16 protein-coding genes are annotated in these 17,958 nt (G+C 63.3%); 10 read left to right on the top strand and 6 right to left on the bottom strand.

All coding sequences use genetic code 11. From position 1 onward, the window contains the following. From BLS52_RS17295 to BLS52_RS17260, 8 genes are read left to right on the top strand one after another with little or no spacing between them, the layout of a single operon-like run. Window positions 1-354 carry an NADH-quinone oxidoreductase subunit A gene (locus BLS52_RS17295; protein WP_245702926.1) on the top strand — a complete coding sequence of 118 codons (354 nt, stop codon included), beginning with the start codon at window positions 1-3 and terminating at the stop codon, window positions 352-354. Between the two features lie 23 nt (window positions 355-377). Further along, window positions 378-1,772: a hypothetical protein gene (locus tag BLS52_RS17290; protein ID WP_139186315.1), complete on the top strand. Its 1,395-nt coding sequence runs from the start codon at window positions 378-380 to the stop codon at window positions 1,770-1,772. Beyond that, complete coding sequence (locus BLS52_RS17285; RefSeq protein WP_090588376.1) at window positions 1,765-2,706, top strand: complex I subunit 1 family protein; 942 nt, start codon at window positions 1,765-1,767, stop codon at window positions 2,704-2,706. Before BLS52_RS17290 ends, BLS52_RS17285 begins: the two co-directional genes overlap by 8 nt. After that, window positions 2,703-3,263, top strand: coding sequence for an NADH-quinone oxidoreductase subunit J family protein (locus BLS52_RS17280; protein WP_090588375.1), 561 nt, complete (start codon window positions 2,703-2,705; stop codon window positions 3,261-3,263). Before BLS52_RS17285 ends, BLS52_RS17280 begins: the two co-directional genes overlap by 4 nt. Then, window positions 3,260-3,562, top strand: coding sequence for an NADH-quinone oxidoreductase subunit NuoK (locus BLS52_RS17275; protein ID WP_090588373.1), 303 nt, complete (start codon window positions 3,260-3,262; stop codon window positions 3,560-3,562). The genes BLS52_RS17280 and BLS52_RS17275 overlap by 4 nt, the downstream gene beginning before the upstream one ends. After that, a complete protein-coding gene (locus tag BLS52_RS17270) occupies window positions 3,559-5,493 on the top strand; it encodes a proton-conducting transporter transmembrane domain-containing protein (RefSeq protein ID WP_090588372.1) in 1,935 nt (644 codons plus the stop codon). The genes BLS52_RS17275 and BLS52_RS17270 overlap by 4 nt, the downstream gene beginning before the upstream one ends. A gap of 2 nt (window positions 5,494-5,495) precedes the next feature. Beyond that, the gene (locus BLS52_RS17265; protein WP_090588370.1) at window positions 5,496-6,980 is read left to right on the top strand and encodes a complex I subunit 4 family protein; all 1,485 of its coding nucleotides are present in this window, start codon (window positions 5,496-5,498) and stop codon (window positions 6,978-6,980) included. A gap of 27 nt (window positions 6,981-7,007) precedes the next feature. Further along, entirely contained in the window at window positions 7,008-8,414 is a 1,407-nt protein-coding gene (locus tag BLS52_RS17260; RefSeq protein ID WP_090588381.1) for an NADH-quinone oxidoreductase subunit N, read from the top strand. 147 nt (window positions 8,415-8,561) lie between these two features. Here the strand turns inward: BLS52_RS17260 and BLS52_RS17255 are convergent, their stop codons facing one another. The 3 genes from BLS52_RS17255 to BLS52_RS17245 are packed head-to-tail and all read right to left on the bottom strand — an operon-like array spanning window position 8,562 to window position 11,089. Continuing rightward, a complete protein-coding gene (locus BLS52_RS17255) occupies window positions 8,562-9,374 on the bottom strand; it encodes a metal ABC transporter permease (RefSeq protein WP_090588368.1) in 813 nt (270 codons plus the stop codon). A 3-nt stretch (window positions 9,375-9,377) separates the two neighbouring features. Next, on the bottom strand, window positions 9,378-10,097 hold the full coding sequence (locus BLS52_RS17250; protein WP_175460222.1) for a metal ABC transporter ATP-binding protein: 720 nt from the start codon (window positions 10,095-10,097) through the stop codon (window positions 9,378-9,380). A gap of 5 nt (window positions 10,098-10,102) precedes the next feature. Continuing rightward, window positions 10,103-11,089 carry a metal ABC transporter substrate-binding protein gene (locus BLS52_RS17245; RefSeq protein ID WP_090588366.1) on the bottom strand — a complete coding sequence of 329 codons (987 nt, stop codon included), beginning with the start codon at window positions 11,087-11,089 and terminating at the stop codon, window positions 10,103-10,105. A 1,166-nt stretch (window positions 11,090-12,255) separates the two neighbouring features. On the opposite strand from BLS52_RS17245, the gene BLS52_RS17240 reads away from it, so the two are divergent. Continuing rightward, window positions 12,256-13,881, top strand: a complete 1,626-nt coding sequence (locus tag BLS52_RS17240) for a dolichyl-phosphate-mannose--protein mannosyltransferase (protein WP_175460221.1) — start codon at window positions 12,256-12,258, stop codon at window positions 13,879-13,881. Between the two features lie 68 nt (window positions 13,882-13,949). Here the strand turns inward: BLS52_RS17240 and BLS52_RS17235 are convergent, their stop codons facing one another. From BLS52_RS17235 to BLS52_RS17225, 3 genes are all read right to left on the bottom strand, one after another. Then, window positions 13,950-15,152 (bottom strand): TIGR01906 family membrane protein, encoded by a 1,203-nt coding sequence (locus BLS52_RS17235; RefSeq protein ID WP_090588364.1) that lies wholly within the window; start codon window positions 15,150-15,152, stop codon window positions 13,950-13,952. Next, window positions 15,145-15,783 carry a thioredoxin-like domain-containing protein gene (locus tag BLS52_RS17230; protein ID WP_090588363.1) on the bottom strand — a complete coding sequence of 213 codons (639 nt, stop codon included), beginning with the start codon at window positions 15,781-15,783 and terminating at the stop codon, window positions 15,145-15,147. Before BLS52_RS17230 ends, BLS52_RS17235 begins: the two co-directional genes overlap by 8 nt. A gap of 170 nt (window positions 15,784-15,953) precedes the next feature. Then, window positions 15,954-16,550, bottom strand: a complete 597-nt coding sequence (locus BLS52_RS17225) for a prolipoprotein diacylglyceryl transferase family protein (protein ID WP_425425049.1) — start codon at window positions 16,548-16,550, stop codon at window positions 15,954-15,956. A gap of 118 nt (window positions 16,551-16,668) precedes the next feature. Between BLS52_RS17225 and BLS52_RS17220 the strand changes: the two genes are divergently transcribed. Next, entirely contained in the window at window positions 16,669-17,901 is a 1,233-nt protein-coding gene (locus tag BLS52_RS17220) for an IS256 family transposase (protein ID WP_035778917.1), read from the top strand. Window positions 17,902-17,958 lie beyond the last annotated feature (57 nt).

The following is a 17,958-nucleotide window of genomic DNA, read 5'->3' as shown; positions in this document are numbered from 1 at the left end:
GTGAGCTCCACCTATCTCAGTGTGTTTGTGATGCTTGTGGTTGCAGCAGCCTTCATCGGAGGTCTCTATCTGCTCAACAGGGCTACCTCGGTCGAGGCGAAACCCATCGAGAACCTGCCGTTTCTGTCCGGATGGATACCGGAAGAGCACGCGCTTTCCCGCTACCACTCCCGCTTTTACCCACTGACGATGATCTTTCTGGCCTTCGACGTCGAGATGCTTTTCATGTATCCATGGGCCGTTGTCGCCGCCGACAGCGGAATCGAAGCTGTGATGGAGATGTTCATCTTTCTTGGTGTACTTATGGCCGGTGTCCTCTGGGCGTGGCGTGAAGGAGCGCTCCGTTGGGTTTAGCAGGGGCGCTGAGCCGTGCGGCCGTGAACCGTCTACATGTCCTCATCATCGAAATCCCCGGGTGGGACCGGACCAGGATGCGCGCGGAAACCGAAGTGCGTTGCCGAGGATGGACGGTCGCCGAATCGCCCGCTGACGCGGACGTCCTGCTCGTCTGTGGAGTACCTGGAGCGGAGCTCTCCTCCGTTTGTGACCGGGTATGGGAGCAGCTGCCTGGGCCTCGGGTCCGGGTAGAGGCCCAGCATGAAGAGGCTACTTCCGCAGCACTCGATAAAGCCGTCACCATGATCCTTGACAGCGCCGCGCAACGCCGCGACGCCGTCTCACGGAAGCAGAAGGCGTCCGAAGGTGAGGGAGAGAAGACCGCGGACCCCGCCTCCAGCCATATGGACCACAGGGTCAGTGCCAGCGCCGCCGATACTCCCTCGGCTACGGGCGAAGGCCCGCAACATGATGGTATGCGTCCCTCCCCCACCGGCCACGAGGATGACGGCACCGACGGGCGTCAACCCGACGAGGCTCATGCCGAAGCCGGAAGCCATACGGATATGGACCATGCCGACATGGGCCACGGCGATACGGATCATTCAGCCATGGGCCACGGCGATATGGATCACGGCGATACGGATCATTCAGCCATGGGCCACAGCGGCATGGATCACGGCGATACGGATCATTCAGCCATGGGCCACAGCGGCATGAACCACGCCGACATGGGTCACGGCGATATGGGCCACGGCGGCATGGAGATGATGATGCCCGGAGGGATCGGATTAGCTGAGGGCGGCCCTGACCGGGATGGGCTGAACCTGGATGTTCTGAATGTTCCTCTGGGGCCTGTACTACCGCATTGGCCATCCGGTCTGGTGATTCGGTGTGCCCTCCAGGGAGATGTCGTCACGGAAGCCGCGGTCGAAATCCTGCCAGCCGGTGGTTCTCCTCCCGAGGCCGCGGTAACCGGCGGCGGTGATGACGCTGCTCGACGCGATGGGATTCTTCGACGCTGTGATGGGATTGGGCGGCTACTCGCAGTCGCTGGGTGGTCTCGAGCAGCGACTATGGCGTTCGGCGTCCGTGACAGGTTGCTGGACGGCGCGTCGGTGCAGGAGGCGGCCGGCCAGTTGTCCCGGCTTCGCCGGAGGGTACGCCGGTCTCGGGTCTTGAGGTGGTCCTTGAAGGAACCGGACGGGGTGCTTGAGGCTTTGTACCGCAGTCTCGACGAAGCCTGCCGGGCAGCAGAGGCTGAAGAGCAGGGCGGACATGCGGTAGGTGGGACTCTGCATGGGCAGGTTCAGGTACACGCCCACGACTTGGTGGGGCGGCTAGTCGGACTCGATGTTGCTGCTGCCCGGCTGGTTGTTGCTGCGTCCGTTCTCAACGCCGCACCGGTCCTTGTGGAAAGAACCGATCATGGTTGAGGGTCTGGTTGAGGTAGCGCCGGGATGGGTAGTGGTTGCTGCCGTTCTGCTTGGGTTGATGGCCCTGGTAGGAGCCTGTGTCGACGGCGCCCTGACCGCGCATTCCGATAGGCGGCCTCTGCTCGCCGGAGCGGGAAAGCCGATCTGGGAAACGGCGCGTCTTCTGCGCCAACGGCGGCGGGTGCTTGTTGCTTCAGACCCGTTACTCTGGCGGGTCGGCGGGGCGGGGCTGCTCGTGGTGGCGCTGCTGATGGTTGTGGTGGTGCCCCTTGGCCGGTGGACGGTCGCTGACCTTTCCGTCGGCGTGGCCTGGTTCAATGCCATGGACGTCATGGTGTGGGCGCTGGTGTGGCTAACCGGGTGGGGAGCGAACAGCGCCCACGGTTTAGTGGGTGGGCACCGGTTCCTTGCGCAGGCGCTGTCCTACGAGCTTCCGTTGATGTTTGCACTGACAGCACCGGCGGTCGCTGCAGGAAGCCTACGGGTCAGTGATGTCGTTGTGGCTCAACAGGGGCTGTGGTTCGCGGTATGGATGCCGGTGGCTTTCCTGGTTTTCTGTGCCTCCGTACTCGCTTTTTCCGTCTGGGGTCCCTTTTCACCCGCGGCTGGCGGCGACATCGCCGGCGGCGTCCTCACGGAGCTCTCCAGCGTCGACAGGTTCCTGGTCCTGGCTGGCAGGTACGCACTTTTGGCGGCGGGCGCGGCTTTTGCGGTTCCGATGTTCCTTGGTGGGGGGTCAGGGCCGTTCGGACCGGAGTGGGTATGGACCTTCCTGAAAACCGTGGTCCTCCTGGCAGCATTCGTCTATGTACGCCGGCTGCTCCCGGTGGTCCGCCCTGACCGTCTAGTGGAGGCGGCATGGGTCATCGTACTTCCGGTGGTGTTGTTGCAGGTCCTCCTCGTCAGTCTCATCTCACTCGGAGGTGGCCTGTGATCAGCGCTGTGCTCTTCTGGTTCTTGGCCGTTGTCGCGACCGCCGCAGGGATCGCGGTGTTTCGGGTCGATTCGATGGCCAGGGCCACCTACGCCCTGGCGGTTTCCTTCGTGGCCGTCGGTGTCATGCTCTTGCTGTTCAACCTCGAATACATCGGGGTGATCACTATCTTGATGATGGTGATGGAAATGGCGATCATGGGCATTTTCATGATCATGTTCATGGGGATGAACCCGGCGCTGATGCCGATGAGCATGGTGCACAACAAACGGGGTTCCGCCATCCTGGCCGGCGGCGTATTCGTGGGACTCGCTACCGCGGTCCTACTGGTGCCGTGGCCTGAGCGCAGGGGCACACCGGTGGCTGATCTCACCGAGTCACTTGGTGAAACCATCATGGGTTCCAAGATGCTGGTCATGCTCACTGTGAGCCCCGTATTATTCGCCACTCTGGTAGCGGCGATCGTACTGGCTAACCCCCGGGGCCGGTACGACCGCTTCGGTGATGACTTGCGCCGCAGACCGCCTGCCGGACCAGGGGAAGGTGACCGACGATGACATTGGAGGTTGTGTTGATCGCCTCGGCCGCGTTGTTCTGCGTCGGCCTCTATGGGGCGCTGTCACAGCAGGTCGTGGTCATGGTGATGATGGGCCTGGAGTTGATGCTCAACGGCGTCATCCTTGCGGCAGCCGGGCTGTGGTGGTTCCTCGCTCCAGCCCCTGATGGTCAGGTGCTCCTACTCGTGGTGATCACGGCGATGACCGTGGAAATGGCGATGGGATTCGCTGTGGCCACACTTCTGCACCGCTCACGGGAATCCGATATGACCGACATGGCCACGGACCTATCAGGATGAGCGGAATCGTCCTGTGGTTTCTGATCGGCCTGCCAGCCTTGAGCGGCGCTGTGTTGTGTATGGGTGGACGGCGGCTGGACAGGGCGGCCGTACCTGTCTCGCTGGGTGTCTCAGCCGTTGTGGCGGCGCTGGCCATCGGTACGGCTTTCAGCAGGCCGACGGCGACGATGCCTTTCGTTCAGGGCGCGTCTTTCGGGCTCACCGTCGATGCGCTCTCCGCTGTGGTGTTACCGGCGGTGGCATCGGTGGCGCTGGTGGTGCTCGTCTTCGCATCCGCGAAAGGAGCTGCCAGGGAAATCTCTCCACCGGCCCGATTTCATGGTTTCATGCTGCTGTTCACCGCAGCGGTGCTCACCACCGTGACCGCCACCACCCTAGTGACGTTGCTGTTCGCCTGGGAACTCATGGGGGCCATGTCCTACGCCCTCATCGGATTCCGCTGGTCCGAGCAGCAACGGGTCAGTGGCGGACTGACGGCGTTTCTGGTCACGCGCAGCGCGGACCTCGGCCTGTATGCGGCGGCGGGCGCCGCCCTGGCAGCTGGTACCGGCATGGAACTGACGGCTCTTCCCGATGCACCGCCCGGGTGGCGGGACCTCATTGCCGCAGGAATCCTGATCGCCGCTTTAGGTAAGGCGGCACAGCTGCCGTTCAGTTTTTGGCTCTCGCGTGCCATGGAGGGCCCCAGCCCGGTCAGCGCACTGTTGCATTCGGCGGCGATGGTGGCTATGGGCGGGTATTTGCTGCTGCGCACTGAACAGCTACTGGAGGTAACCGGTTGGGCTGCTCACGCGGCGGCCTGGACCGGCGCACTGACTGCCCTGGGGTTGGGTGCGGTCGCCGTCGCCCAGCGGGATCTCAAGCAGCTCCTGGCCGCCTCAACCGCCGCCCAACTCGGGTTCGTTGTCCTCGCTGCCGGGCTGGGGGCTACAGCAGGCGGAACCGCGCACCTGGTGGCGCACGCGGCGACGAAAGCGGCGTTGTTCCTTGCTGCCGGGGCGTGGCTTACAGCATTGGGGACCAAGCAACTGGGTGCGCTTCGTGGGGCTGGACGGCGATGGCCTCTGGTCGGTGTGACCTTCGCGGTGGCCGCCTTGAGCCTGGCCGGAGTGGCCCCGCTGTCGCTGTGGGCGACCAAAGACGCGGTCCTCGCTGTTGCACTGGAAGAGTCGCTCGCCCTGTATGGAGTCGGGCTTGCCGCCGCGCTGGTTTCGGCTGCGTACGCTGGAAAGATTCTGATCATGGTGTGGCGGCCTATGGCAGCAAACACCGAGGACCAGTACGACACCGAGGAGCATGGAACCCGGCACATAGGAAGGTGGGAGAAGGCGCCGCTGGTCGTCCTGGCAATGGCAGCGGCCGTCCTCGGCGCCCTGGCCCTGCCACCGCTGGGTGATCTACTACGCACTGCTCTGAACCGGGAACCGGTGCCGGAATCCGGTTTGATAGAACTGGCGGTGTCCACGGTCCTGGCCGTGATCGTCATTGTTCTCGTGGCCCGGTTCAGGACTCCCGAGCCCTGCTGGGCGTCGGACTGGCTCGGACTCGAACGTGCCGCCCACCTCCTGGTGATGCGTCCCGTCGTGGGGTTGGCCGGCCTTTTGGCACGATTCGATGACCGTGTCATCGACCGGGGAGTGTGGGCTTCAGCCAGGCTCACCGAAGCGGCCGCGAAGCGTACTGCCGGCGTTGACGACGCGGTTCTCGACAACGCGGTGAATCGTATTTCCATCGCGGGTTTGCGTGCTGCGGACGTTAGCGCCCGTACGGATGCTGAAGGGGTCGATGCCGCAGTGGAGGCCACGGCGAGGGCGGCGCGGCGCTTCGGTTCTCTCGCCCGTCGTCCTCAAACAGGGCAGCTCCACCACTACTACGCCCAGGCTGTGGTGGTACTTGCCGCGGCCGTTGTCCTATTACTTCTCGTGAGGTGACCGTGCTCAGTCTCGTTGTTTTCCTGCCCCTCTTCGCCGCCGTCGTGCTGGCAGCATTCCCGAAGATTCCCGACAGGACCGCACGGTGGGCGTGGGTCGCGGTTACTGCTATCGAGGCTGCCCTGGTCGGGGTGATGTGGTTCGGGTACCGGACACCAGCGGCCGGGCAGCTGGGATACGAGGAGCAAGTCGAGTGGATACCGAACGTGGGTAGTAGCTACCACGTGGGCGTGGACGGGCTATCCCTGCCTCTCCTGGCACTGACAGTCGTCGTCTTCCTTGCCTGCGCGGTGTATGCGTTGAAAGAGGATCAACGCCCCCGGATCCAGGCAGCCCTGTTCCTGTTCCTGCAAACCTCCTGCCTGGGCTTGTTCGCCGCCCAGGATCTTATCCTGTTCTTCCTGTTCTTCGACCTGTCCATCGTGGGCATGTACTTCGTCATCGCCGGATGGGGACACGGCAATGCCGCACGGTCAGCGCTGAAGTTTTTCCTCTACACCTTCCTCGGGTCGTTGGCGCTGCTGCTCGGATTTATCGGTCTCTATCTTTACGCCGAGCCGCATACCTTCGACATGGTCGAACTTGCTGCCAGCGCGCCTCTTGATGGCAACCCGGTGGCCGGCGGATGGGTACTTGGGGCGATTCTGCTCGGTCTGGCGATCAAAACCCCGACGTTTCCCTTCCATACGTGGTTGCCGCCAGCCCACACCGACGCTCCGGCAATCGGGTCTGCTGTGCTCGCCGGGATCCTGCTGAAGATGGGAACCTACGGTTTCGTGCGCATTGCCATGCCGATGTTGCCCGAAGCGTGGCGGGCTTGGTCCTGGCTCATCATCGCAATAGGAATAATCTCCGTGTTGTACGGAGCGTTAGTGGCCTTAGCCCAAACCGATCTGAAACGGATGATCGCCTACACTTCGGTGAACCACATGGGATACGTGGTTCTGGCAGTCGGCGCCGCCGGCGTCGCCGGCAGCGAGTCCGCCCGCGAAGTGGCTGTCACAGGAGCTCTCACGCAGATGGTCAGCCACGGATTGATCACCGCTGCGCTCTTCCTGCTCGCCGGTGTGCTTCAGGACCGCGCAGGAACATACGACATGGGCTCCTACGGAGGCCTGGCCGGGCAGGCACCGAAGTTCGCCGCCCTTTTCGCCGTGGGCGCGTTCGCCTCGCTGGGCCTACCTGGATTCAGCGGTTTCATCGCTGAGTTCCAAATCTTCGCTGGCAGCATTGGAACCGTCCCCGCTACTGCGCTGGCCCTGCCAGGAATTCTCATCACCGCTGCTCTATTCTTGCTCGCCCTCCAGCGCCTGCTCACCGGAAGCGCAGGAAAGAAAACAAACGCAGTCACCGACCTCACGACCCGTGAACTGCTCTCCGTCGGCCCGTTATTGCTGCTGGCCCTGCTGATAGGCGTGTTCCCGCGCCCGCTGCTGGATCTCATCGAACCCGCAGCCAGCACCGTCGTCGTTCTTCTCGGGCGTTAAACCATGGAAATGGATAACGGGGCGGGCATGGAATTCCTGGCCGTCGCCCCGGAGATGATCGTGCTCCTCGGCGCAATCGCGGCCCTCTTGAGTGGCTCGTTCCTGCGCCGCGACCGACAGTGGATCAGTCGTGTCATTGCGATTGCCGCCCTCCTGGCCGGCGCTGCACTGGCAGGGATAGCCTTCACCCAGCCTGTGCGGACAGTGTTCGACGGTAGCTTCGCCGTTGACGTTGGAACCAATGCAGCGCGCCTGATCATCTGCCTAGCCACGTTGCTGGTCATCGTCCTTGGCATCGAGGAACTCACCGCTGGACCGCAAGAGAGCGAAACCTATGCCCTGATGCTGCTATCAGCCCTGGGGGCCATGGTGATGTCGGGCACCAGCGACTTACTAATCCTAGCTGTCGGATTCCTTCTGGCCAGCATCCCGCTTTACGCCCTGATCGGCATGAACAGGTCCGCCACTGGAGCCGAAGCAGCCATGAAAACGTATCTACTAGGAGCCTTTTCCGGCATTGCGTTGCTGCTTGGGGTAACCCTCCTCTACGCGCTGGCAGGTGGAACAGCATACGCAACACTCCAAACCGGGCTGGTTGACATGCCTGCTGGTGTGGTCGCGCTGGGTTTGGTCGGCGTCCTGGCCGGTCTGGTGTTCAAAGCAGGGGCTGTTCCAGCGCATTTCTGGGTTCCCGACGCCGCTGAAGGATCAACCGTTAGCGCTGCTGCCTTCCTCACGACCGTGCCCAAAATCGGTGCACTCGTGGCGATCTACCGTCTCCTGCTGGTAATGCCCTCATCCGTGAACTGGCCGCTCCTGATAGGGCTACTGGCGGCAATGAGCATGACCCTCGGAAACTTCGCTGCATTCGCCCAATCGGACGCGCGTCGCCTGCTGGGATGGTCAACCGTCAGCCAGGCAGGCTACCTACTGTTGCCCGTCGCCGTCGCAGGACTGACTGACCTGGCACTACCGTCATTGCTCCTGTATCTGGGAGGCTACGCCGTCACAAACCTTGGTGCGTTCGCCGTCATCGCGGCTACAGGGCGAACCGCTCTTGAGGACTACAGAGGGTTGGCCCGAAGTAAGCCCTGGCTATCAGTCGCCCTGGTCGTGAGCCTCTTGAGCTTGGTCGGCACTCCACCGACGGTAGTCTTCTTTGGGAAACTCACGACCTTCACAGCCGCCTGGGATGGCGGTCTGGCGTGGCTGGTTGCCATAGCCGCGATCAACACGGTTGCGAGCCTGTTCTACTACCTGCGCTGGATCATGCCTGCATTCCAACGCACCCCCGCACCAGCCTCAAGGCAGGTGGACCGCCCTCAGGCACGACGCTGGGCTACTCAAACGGCATATGCAGCGGCGGTAGTCATCGTCATGGGCGCTCTCTTAGGCCTGGTATTACCCCTTTTCGACGGGCCACTAGTCCGTTGAACTTTGATGCAATGAGATGCACGTTCCATGCTGTTGGGGTTTCGCAATCCGGTGGGCTGCCGGGTACCCAGAGAGCTGAACATCAGATACCGGATACCCGGCAGTCCCTGGTAGGACCGACGCAACGGTCATGAGGAGGGTGGTTTGCTAGGCCCGTCGTCGGTGGTAACGGCCGGTGAGCAGCGCAAAGGTGCTGGTCACCAGATAGCAAAGGATCGCGACTACGACGATGGCGGCGCCGGGGGCGAAGTCTCCGTAATATGAGAGCGTAAGCCCCAGCACGGCGCTGAGGGCTCCGATGCCGGAGCCGATTGCCAACGTGGCTCGGTAGCTGCCGGCGATTTGGGTGGCGGCGGCTATAGGGACCACCATCATCGCTGAGATCAGCAGCAGCCCGATGGTCGTCATTCCGGCGACCACGATGAGCGCGACCATCAAGGTGAGGATCAGGGTGAGGGCCTGTGTCGGTATCCCGGCGACCTTCGCTGAAGCTTCGTCGAAGGCCATGGCGAGTAACTGCCGGTACACCACGGCGGTGATGAGCAGCACGACCCCGGCCAGGGCGGTAATCGCGGCGACTTCCCACCATTGCAGGTTCAGCGGGCTACCAAAGAGCAGCCCGACTACAGCGGTTTGCCCGCCGCCGGAGCGGGCGGCGAAGAGAAACCCGGCGGATATCCCGCCGTAGAAGAGCAGGGCCAGCGACAAATCTCCGCCGCCCTGACGTTTTGACATACGCACCAGTGCAACAGCGGCGATCACGGTCAGCCCGAGGGCGCCTATGAGGGGGTGTATGCCCGTGAGCAGTGCCAGGCCGACACCGGCGAAGGCCATGTGTCCCATGCCATCTCCGATGAGGGACTGCCTGCGCTGCACGATGAAACTTCCGACCAGGGGCGCAATTGCCGCGATCACGGTGCAGGCAATCAGAGCCCGCTGCATGAATTCCAGTTCGAGCATGACTCACGCCCCCGGGTGGGAGGCCGACGAAACGGGTGCGGACCCGGAGACGGGAAGTACTTGTCCGTCCCGGACTTCCAGCACCCGCTGCGCCAGGCCGGCGAAACCGGCTGGATCGTGGCTGATGTACACCACGGCGATGCCCTCGATGTTGACCAGATGTTCCAGAGAAGCCCGGAGCGCGGTTTTTGCCTCGGCATCCACCCCTGTGGTCGGTTCGTCGAGGAACAGAAGGCGGGGGGTGGTGACCAGGGCGCGGGCGATTAATGCCCGTTGCTGCTGCCCGCCGGAGAGCTGGGTAATCCGGCGGCGGCGCACCTGCTGCAGCCCCATTACCTCCAGGACGTGTTCAATCCGTTCGCGTTGGGTTGATGAAACCCGCGCCAGCGGCCGTAGTTGACCGGCCAGTCCGCTGCGGACCACTTCGTCGACGCTGATCGGCAGGGCAGAGGAGGCGTTCGCGCGCTGGGGCACGTATCCTACCGAGGACCATTGCCGGAAACGGGACGAATCGGTACCGAACAGCCGTACTGCGCCGTCGGTGGGCCGGATCAGACCTAACGCGAGGCGCACCAGGGTGGTCTTACCGGCCCCGTTGGGGCCGACGACGGCAATGAATTCGCCCGCGGCAATAGTCAGTGAGATTCCGGTCAGGACGGGCTGGCGTCCATAGGAGAAGCCCACGCGCTCGAATTCAAGCACCGGGGTATCGGTTTTGTTCAATGGGATCAGTTACAGGCCAGGGCGGTGGCGAAGGTTTCTGCCTGGGCGTGGAGGAGGGCCGGGTAGCCCTGCTCTGCCTGGTCATCGGCCACAACGTCAAGCGGGTAGATGTCGAGCATTTCCGTTCCGGTCTCCCGGGCGACGGCCTCGGCGTCGGCGCGGCCCTCTACCGGTTCGGCCAGTACATATTCAAATCCTTCTTCTTCGATCTCGGCGACGATTTCGGCCAGCTCACTGCCCGATGCCCCGGCCTCACCGGAGGTGACACCCACGACCGCGTGCTGGGTGTAGCCGTACGGCTCCAGCAGGTAGCCGTAGGCGGCGTGGCTGACAATGGTTTCGGTGAACTGGCAGTCCTGGCCGAGTAGCTTCTCGATTTCGGCCTGTGTTCCCAGCAGCTCGTCGCTGACCCGTTGGGCGTTGGAGGTGTACGCTTCGGCGTTATCCGGATCGGCGGCAGCGAAAGCCTCCCCGGTCTGCACGGCGACCTCAGCCATGATCGAGGGATCGAACCAGACATGCGGATCAAACGCACCCTCTTCCTCATGCGCATCCCCTTCTTCCTCGGCGTGTTCCCCATCTTCCTCGTGTGCGTCCGCGGATGCGGCCAGCATCCGGTCTTCGCCGGCGATTGAGCTGACATCGACCGTCTCCCCCGCCGCGGATCCGGCGGCTTCCTCAACCTGTGTCTGGTAGCCGATCTCGCCCATGTACAGCACGATGTCCGCCGTTTCGAGGGATTCCCGCTGCCCCGGGGTCAGCTCCAACCCGTGCGCCTCGGCACTGCCCGAGCCGAGGAACTCGATTTCAGCCTCCGGTGCGATCTCTTCAGCCATCCACGCCAGCGGATACACCGCAGCCACCGCCGTCACCGGGTTCGCGTCGGCGTCTTCTCGCGGGCCGGACTCCTCCTCGGCGGTTCCGCCGCCTCCACCACCACACCCGGCGAGAACAAGGGTCAGAACAGCAAAGCCGGGGGCAACTGGACGCACGGAGAATCTTCTTTCAAAGCTTGACTATTGATAACAATTCTCAATCGTACATGAGCGATTCCCCGCAAACTTTCCTGCCCCGGAGCCGGGCGGCCTCTTGTCCCCCGAGGCGCTGCCACCTGTGTGCTGATGCGCCGGGCCAACAAGAACAAGTCCTCCGATCCGGCCAGTAAGGCTGTTTCCTGATCTTCCGTCAGGTGCCGTGCTGTCCAGTTGCTTGCCGCTTCGACCACCTACTGTTTAGCCACACCGGACACCAGCTCGTCCTTCCTTGCCGCGGAATTCCTCGAGGAGGCCCCGAGATCGTGGGCAAGAGCGTGAATATCGTGCTAGCGCGGAAGCCGGCTACTCGGACAGCGACCTACCGTTGCCGATTGTTTCCGCCAGTATTGGTGCTTGCTCTTTTTCGAGGCACCGTTTTACGCTCCCGGGGATCGCCCTCTGCGAGAGGAGCTGATCGGCTCCTACCTATTGACCCGTCGGGGCATGGTCCCCGCGATGTAGGCAGCCGCACCACCGGCCACGATGATGGACACGGGCGTAGAGCCCGAGCAGCGCAGACATCGGATCCGCGGGACGTTGAAGGAAGGCCAACCCGCCGGCTATTCCGATAATCCAGAAGAGGACGCAGGAAAGAAAGGCCACTACCGCTGCAACAACAGCGGGTTGGCGTCGGTAAGACTTCCACTCGCTCATGAATCCATGATGCTACCGCCACACAGAGGCCGGCGTGAGTGTCTAGCGCCGTGTCGCTCACATGCAGTGGGAGCAGTCGGTCCATCCCTCATCGACGACCAGCCGCGCTAACCGCAAACGGGTACGAGGGGTCAGAACAGCGTTAGCGTGGGACATGTTGGCCTCCGGTAGGTGAAGCGATGAACTAGACAGCTCCACTTCACTACCGGAGTCCTTCGCCTGTCGGTCCGACTGACCGCCTCGAGGCGGGACAACCTCCCTGAACATCACACCTAGTGCCGGTTTGTCGTTCGCGGCCTCCTGCCCACGGTAATGATCGAAAACTGATCGCGGATCCGGTCTGGCTGCGGGTTGTCCGGGTCTCCAGAGCGTCGAGATGGTCGGAACTATCGGGGCCGTCGTCGTTATGCTCGGTCACCCGTTCAGCCTACTGTCCAGGAACTGTCAGGGCCGCTGGGTACGATGATCCGGTGAGCCAAACCACCACTGCCGCCGCCCTCCCTGAGGGATCCGGGCGGCAGTGGGTCCTCCCCGCGCGCACGGCGTTTTCGGAGCGGGTTCTGCGCCGGCGGCTGCTGGGTGAGGAGCTCCGGTTCGGGCTGTGGGGGTGGCTGCTGCCGGTGCTGGTGGCGGGAATCGGCGGGGTGCTGCGGTTTGTCCGGCTGGGTGAGCCCGACTCCCTGGTGTTCGACGAAACCTATTACGTCAAGGACGCCTATTCCTTTCTGCAGTCGGGGTATGAGCGGGAATGGCCGGAGGAGGCGGACGCGTCCTTCAACGCCGGAAATCCCGGGATTCTCCTGGAGACGCCTGACTATGTGGTGCACCCGCCGGTCGGGAAGTGGATGATTGCGTTCGGGATGCTGCTGTTCGGTCCCTCGAATCCGTTCGGGTGGCGGTTTACGGCCGCGGTGGTCGGGACGCTGTCCATTCTCATCCTGGCCCTGGTGGCGCAGCGGCTGTTCGGATCGGTGGTGCTCGGCGGGATTGCGGGGCTGCTGCTTGCGGTTGACGGTCATCATCTGGTGCATTCCCGGACGTCTCTGCTGGACGTCTTCCTCATGTTTTGGATACTGGTTGCCTTTGCGCTGCTGGTACTGGACCGTGACTGGGCACGACGGCGGTTGGCCACCCTGATGGCCGGGCTCGCCCGTGAACGCGGGCAGCCCACCCGCGACGAGCTGCTGTACGGGCCGTGGCTGGGGTTTCGTCCGTGGCGGATTGCGGCGGGCGTGGCGCTGGGCCTGGCGCTGGGAACCAAGTGGTCCGCGCTGCCCTACATTGCGGTGTTCGGGCTGATGACCGTGCTCTGGGACATGGCTGCCAGACGCACGGTGGGCGTCCGGCGCTGGGTGGCGGGCGCCGTCATCCGGGATGGGCTGCAGGCGTTTGTGTCGATCGTGCCCGTGGCTCTGCTCACCTACGTGGCGTCGTGGACCGGCTGGTTCCTCTCCACGGATGCGTACAACCGGCAGTGGGCCACCCAGAATCCCGATCCGCTGTGGGACTGGGTTCCCGCTCCCCTGCGCTCCCTGGCCGAGTACCACCGCAGTGCCTATTCGTTCCACGAAGGGCTCAGCTCCGACCACCCGTACGAGGCCACGGCGTGGTCCTGGCTGGTGATGGGCAGGCCGACGTCCTTCCACTACCAGTCGGACGGGCTGACCTGTGACGCCGCCGACTGCTCCCAGGCCGTCAGCGTGGTAGGCAACCCGCTGATCTGGTGGGCCGCCGCGCTGTCGCTGCTGGTGGTGCTGCTGTTCTGGGCCGGCCGGCGTGACTGGCGGGCCGGTGCCATTCTCGCCGGTGTTGCAGCCGGGTATCTGCCGTGGTTCCTGTTTCCGGACCGCACCATGTTCTTCTTTTACGCCATCGTGTTTGAGCCGTTCCTCATCCTCTCGCTGGTCTACGTGCTGGGCCTGATATTGGGCCGTGCCGGGGACCCCCCGTGGCGGCGGCGAAACGGTATTCTGCTCGTGGGGGGATTCGTTGTGCTGGCGGTATTGGTATCGGCGTTCTTCCTGCCCATCTGGACAGCTGAAACCATTCCCTATAACCAGTGGCGTCTGCGAATGTGGATGCCAAGCTGGATCTGACCGAAGCACCATCGCCTGCGGGCGGCGAACCGCCGTCGTATCCTGACTGTCGCGGCAGTCGTCGTGTGTTAGATGCTGCTGTTTGCCCGCCGCCGCGGTTCGTAGGCGCGGGCGGACTTTTCCCGTCGTGCCTTTGTGGGCCAAGTGAGCACGAGCGTCAGCACCGAACCGATCAGTACGATGGCTCCCACTGCTGCGGCGGCGTCGATCCAGAACTGTGCGGGGAAGAGTCGGATGAGCGTGTCGTCGAGGCGGAAGGTCCAGGTGCCGTCGGCGAAGAACAGCGCGTGGACCTGGGTAAAGAAGGTTTCCCAGGCGAGGATTCCGGCGACCGCCAGCGCTATTGCGAGGACGAGCGTTGCTGTAGCACCGGCGAACAGTGCCCTGCGGATGCCGCCGGGGTACTTGCGCGCGAGATAGATGCATGCGGCCACCGCGAGGAGTGCCAGGACTGTCGCGACCACGAATCCGGTGGCGAGGACGCCCTTGACATCGGCCATGTGGCCTACCTCGCTGTCGAGGAAGAGCTGGTCGCCGTCCGCATTGACCAGGTCCCCGAGGTAGCGTGCGGGTGCCCAGTTCAGGATGTAATCCATCGTGTAGGAGCCGTAGGTCATGCGGTCCTCGGTGCTGAACCCATAGCTGTCAGCCGGGAAGCCAGGACGGTGGTATTCGACCCAGAGGAATAGGGGTGTGGTGACGGCCCGGACGGCGGCGGCGAGCAGGATCACCGGGAAGAACACCGCGATCATGACCTGCAGGACCCGTGGGAGGACCGGTTCCGCTGCGGCTGCCTCGTCACGCTGGCTCGCGCGGCGACTGACGTCGTCCGGAGCGCGGTCGCCGTCCTTGTTCACCCGGCGTGAGCGGGATTGTGTTGAGTGGGATTGTTTCGCACCTGCTGATGTGATGCTGGCCCCGGTTGAGCTGGCTGGTGCCGAGTCGACCGGCGTCACGGCAATCTGGTGGGTTGCAGGCGAGGACGGGTCTGCTGTGGTTGATCCCTCAGCGGGCGCTGCGGTGATCCGCTGGGTAGCCGGTAAGGAGGAGCCCGTGGCGGAAGGGTCCTCTGTTCCCCCGCCGTGGAGCTCTCTCTGGCCCGCCGTATGGCCCGGGCCGGCGGCGATCTGGTTGTCCGCGTCGGTCGGCGCTTCTGAGGCCTCGTTCTCGGCGGGCTCGCTGGATACGATCGGGCCCCCCGCTTCTATTGGCTCGTGGGACCGGGCGTCGTTTCTGCCGCGCTCGGAAGAACTATCGCTCCGGCTATGCATCAACGCCTCCGGTGCAGGGTGCGCCCGGTTCGGGGGTTTGAGGACCCTTCACGTACTTGGTCAGGAATGTCTGCAGGCGCGGGTCTTCGGCGTCCTCGACGACCAGTTGGGTTCCCCACGCGGTGGCCGTCACCGCGTTCTCCTGGCCATCCTGTGGGCTGAGCAGCACATGACTTCGGTCTCCGACCAGCTCCGTCAATGATTGGACTGCTTGCGGGTCAAGGTCTGATCGGTAACTGATCCACGCGGCACCGTGTTCGAGAGCATGAACGGCGAGGGTCTCGTTCACAGGCTCTGTGTAGACGCCACAGTTGATCCACACCGGCGCATGGTCACCACCGACTCCGGGTGTCTGGGGGTAGTCCACTGGTGATTCCGTGTGATTACCCGAGAGATCCTCAAAAGTCTGAACTCCTTCGATGGGTGCTTCCGCGGCCGCCGTCAACGCGGCGTCCTGACGCACTTCGTCGACGATGACGAATGTGACGGCAGCGGCGACAGCAGCAGCGAACAGGAGCACCGTGCCGTACACCGTAATGTTCTTGCGCCGTTCCGCCGCCTTCTGCTGTGCCTGGAGGGCCTGAAGCCGACTCCGGCGATCACGGTTTTCTTGTCTGTTTCGCTTGTTCATGGTTGCTCTTTCAGCGGGTTTACGACTTGTTGACGGGAGGGATGACGATCAGCCCCCTCCCGAGGGGGTCACACAGTGGGTCAGGGAGATGAGCAGAAGCAGGAGGATCAGCTGGGAGCCAGACGAAAAACTGGCGTGTGTAGCTATCCGCCGGTAAACGTGCCTGCCCCTCAGATCCGGGGTATCTCAGTTTTGGCGGCATGCTCCGGTGTAGGTTCTGATGTTCCTGTTCGAGATGGGGAGCGTGAACGGAACCGCATAAACACCGCTGCAGCGGCCAGGAACATGATCGCTGAGACCCAGGTATTCACTCGTAGCCCCAGAATGAGGCTGGCGTAGTCAGAGCGCATGAGTTCGAAGAAGAACCTGCCCGCCGTGTAGATGGTGACGTAGGCGGCGAAGACCGCGCCGGCACCCAGACGTACTCTTCTGTCGATCATGAGCAGTGCTGCGGCGCCGATCAGGCACCAGATGGATTCGTAGAGGAAGGTTGGGTGGAAGTAGCCCAGGACGACTGGGTTTCCGGATGCGTCCAGCACTGCCCGCCCGGCGGAAAGGTCCATCTCATGGACTTGAAGTTTCCACGGCAGGTCTGTCGGGCCACCGTAGAGTTCATTGTTGAACCAGTTTCCCCAGCGGCCCAGCCCCTGCGCGATGAGTATTCCCGGTGCAGCGGAGTCAGCGAAAGCCGCAAAGTTCACTTTGTGGCGGCGGCACCCGATGTAGGCGCCTACCGCCCCGAGGGCTATTGCTCCCCAGATCCCCAATCCGGAGGGTGTTTCATTGAGTGTGTAAGGGGTCCGGCCTGATGTGATGGTGTGGCCGCTGGTTTCACCATCTGAGAGGACGGCCCTTTTGGGCGAGAACGAACTGATTGATAACCCCTTGGCCGCTGTGCTCAGCGCTGATCAGATTGATGCTCTGGTCAACGCTGCGGAGGACCTCGGAGAGGGCCGGCACGGCGTTGAGGAGCTGCTGTCGCAGATGACCAAAGCGGTGCTTGAACGGGCCTTGGAGACCGAGATCAGCGACCACCTCGGATACGAATTGGGCGACCCTGCCGGGGCCGGTAGCGGTAACTCCCGCAACGGCAAGACCAGCAAGCAGGTCCACACCCTGCAGGGCCCGGTCGAGGTCACCGTGCCCCGGGACCGTAACAGCACTTTCGAGCCGGTGATCGTGCCCAAGCGGGCCCGTCGGCTGGGCAAGGTCGAGGACATGATCCTTTCCCTGTATGCCCGGGGCATGACGACCCGGGACATCGGCTCGCACCTGGAGGAAATCTACGGGGCGAAGGTCTCGGCAGCGACGATTTCCCGGGTCACCGACGTGATCGCCGATGAGATCACCCAGTGGCAGAACCGGCCGCTGGAAGCGGTCTATCCGATCGTTTATATCGACGCGATCTGGCTGAAAATCAGGGACGGCGGGGTCGTGGTCAACAAGGCCTGCCATGTGGCCGTCGGGGTGGACGTGGAGGGCCGTAAGCAGGTGCTGGGCCTGTGGTTGGGAACCCAGGAAGGAGCGAAGTTCTGGGCTAATGTGTTGACCCAGATCCGCAATCGCGGGGTCAAGGACATCCTCATCCTGTGCTGCGACGGGCTGACCGGGCTCCCCGCGGCGGTCAACAGCATTTACCCCGAAACCGTGGTGCAGACCTGCGTGGTGCATCTGCTGCGCTCGGCGATGAGATACGCCTCCTACAAGGACCGCAAAGCGATGGCGAAGGACATGCGGCCGATCTACACGGCGGTGTCCGTGGAGGCCGCTGAGCTGGCCATGGGGCACTTCGCCGAGGTCTGGGAGTCCAAGGCCCCGGGCGCGGTGCTGGCGTGGCGGAACGCGTGGGAGGACTTCATCCCGTTCCTGTCGTTCACCCCGGAGATCCGCAAGGTCATCTACACGACCAACCAGATCGAATCGATCAACTACCAGCTCCGGAAAATCACCAAGACCCGCGGCTCGTTTCCCTCCGACGAGGCAGCAATCAAGCTCGTCTATCTCGGGATCCGGAACATCGAGACCCTGCGGGGTGGCGAGCTGGGCACCGGGACCCAGGGATGGCATCAAGCACTGAACGCTTTCGCCATCCAATTCCCTAACAGGCTTCCGATCTGACCGACCCGGCAGAACGGATAACCAGCTGGTCCCTTACACACTTCATTTGACACGCCC

The sequence above is a fragment of the Arthrobacter subterraneus genome (assembly GCF_900099735.1).
In the GTDB taxonomy this organism is placed as follows: Bacteria; Actinomycetota; Actinomycetes; order Actinomycetales; family Micrococcaceae; genus Arthrobacter_D; species Arthrobacter_D subterraneus.
The sequence above is the reverse complement of the archived record's forward strand: the minus strand, read 5'-3'. Positions and strand labels throughout refer to the sequence as shown.

What these genes read in the sequence shown, in the direction of transcription:
- BLS52_RS17260 (WP_090588381.1), top strand. Translation starts at nt 7,008, where the DNA reads ATGGAATTCCTGGCCGTCGCCCCGGAGATGATCGTGCTCCTCGGCGCA.
- BLS52_RS17270 (WP_090588372.1), top strand. Translation starts at nt 3,559, where the DNA reads ATGAGCGGAATCGTCCTGTGGTTTCTGATCGGCCTGCCAGCCTTGAGC.
- BLS52_RS17230 (WP_090588363.1), bottom strand. Translation starts at nt 15,783, where the DNA reads ATGAACAAGCGAAACAGACAAGAAAACCGTGATCGCCGGAGTCGGCTT.
- BLS52_RS17275 (WP_090588373.1), top strand. Translation starts at nt 3,260, where the DNA reads ATGACATTGGAGGTTGTGTTGATCGCCTCGGCCGCGTTGTTCTGCGTC.
- BLS52_RS17255 (WP_090588368.1), bottom strand. Translation starts at nt 9,374, where the DNA reads ATGCTCGAACTGGAATTCATGCAGCGGGCTCTGATTGCCTGCACCGTG.
- BLS52_RS17285 (WP_090588376.1), top strand. Translation starts at nt 1,765, where the DNA reads ATGGTTGAGGGTCTGGTTGAGGTAGCGCCGGGATGGGTAGTGGTTGCT.
- BLS52_RS17235 (WP_090588364.1), bottom strand. Translation starts at nt 15,152, where the DNA reads ATGCATAGCCGGAGCGATAGTTCTTCCGAGCGCGGCAGAAACGACGCC.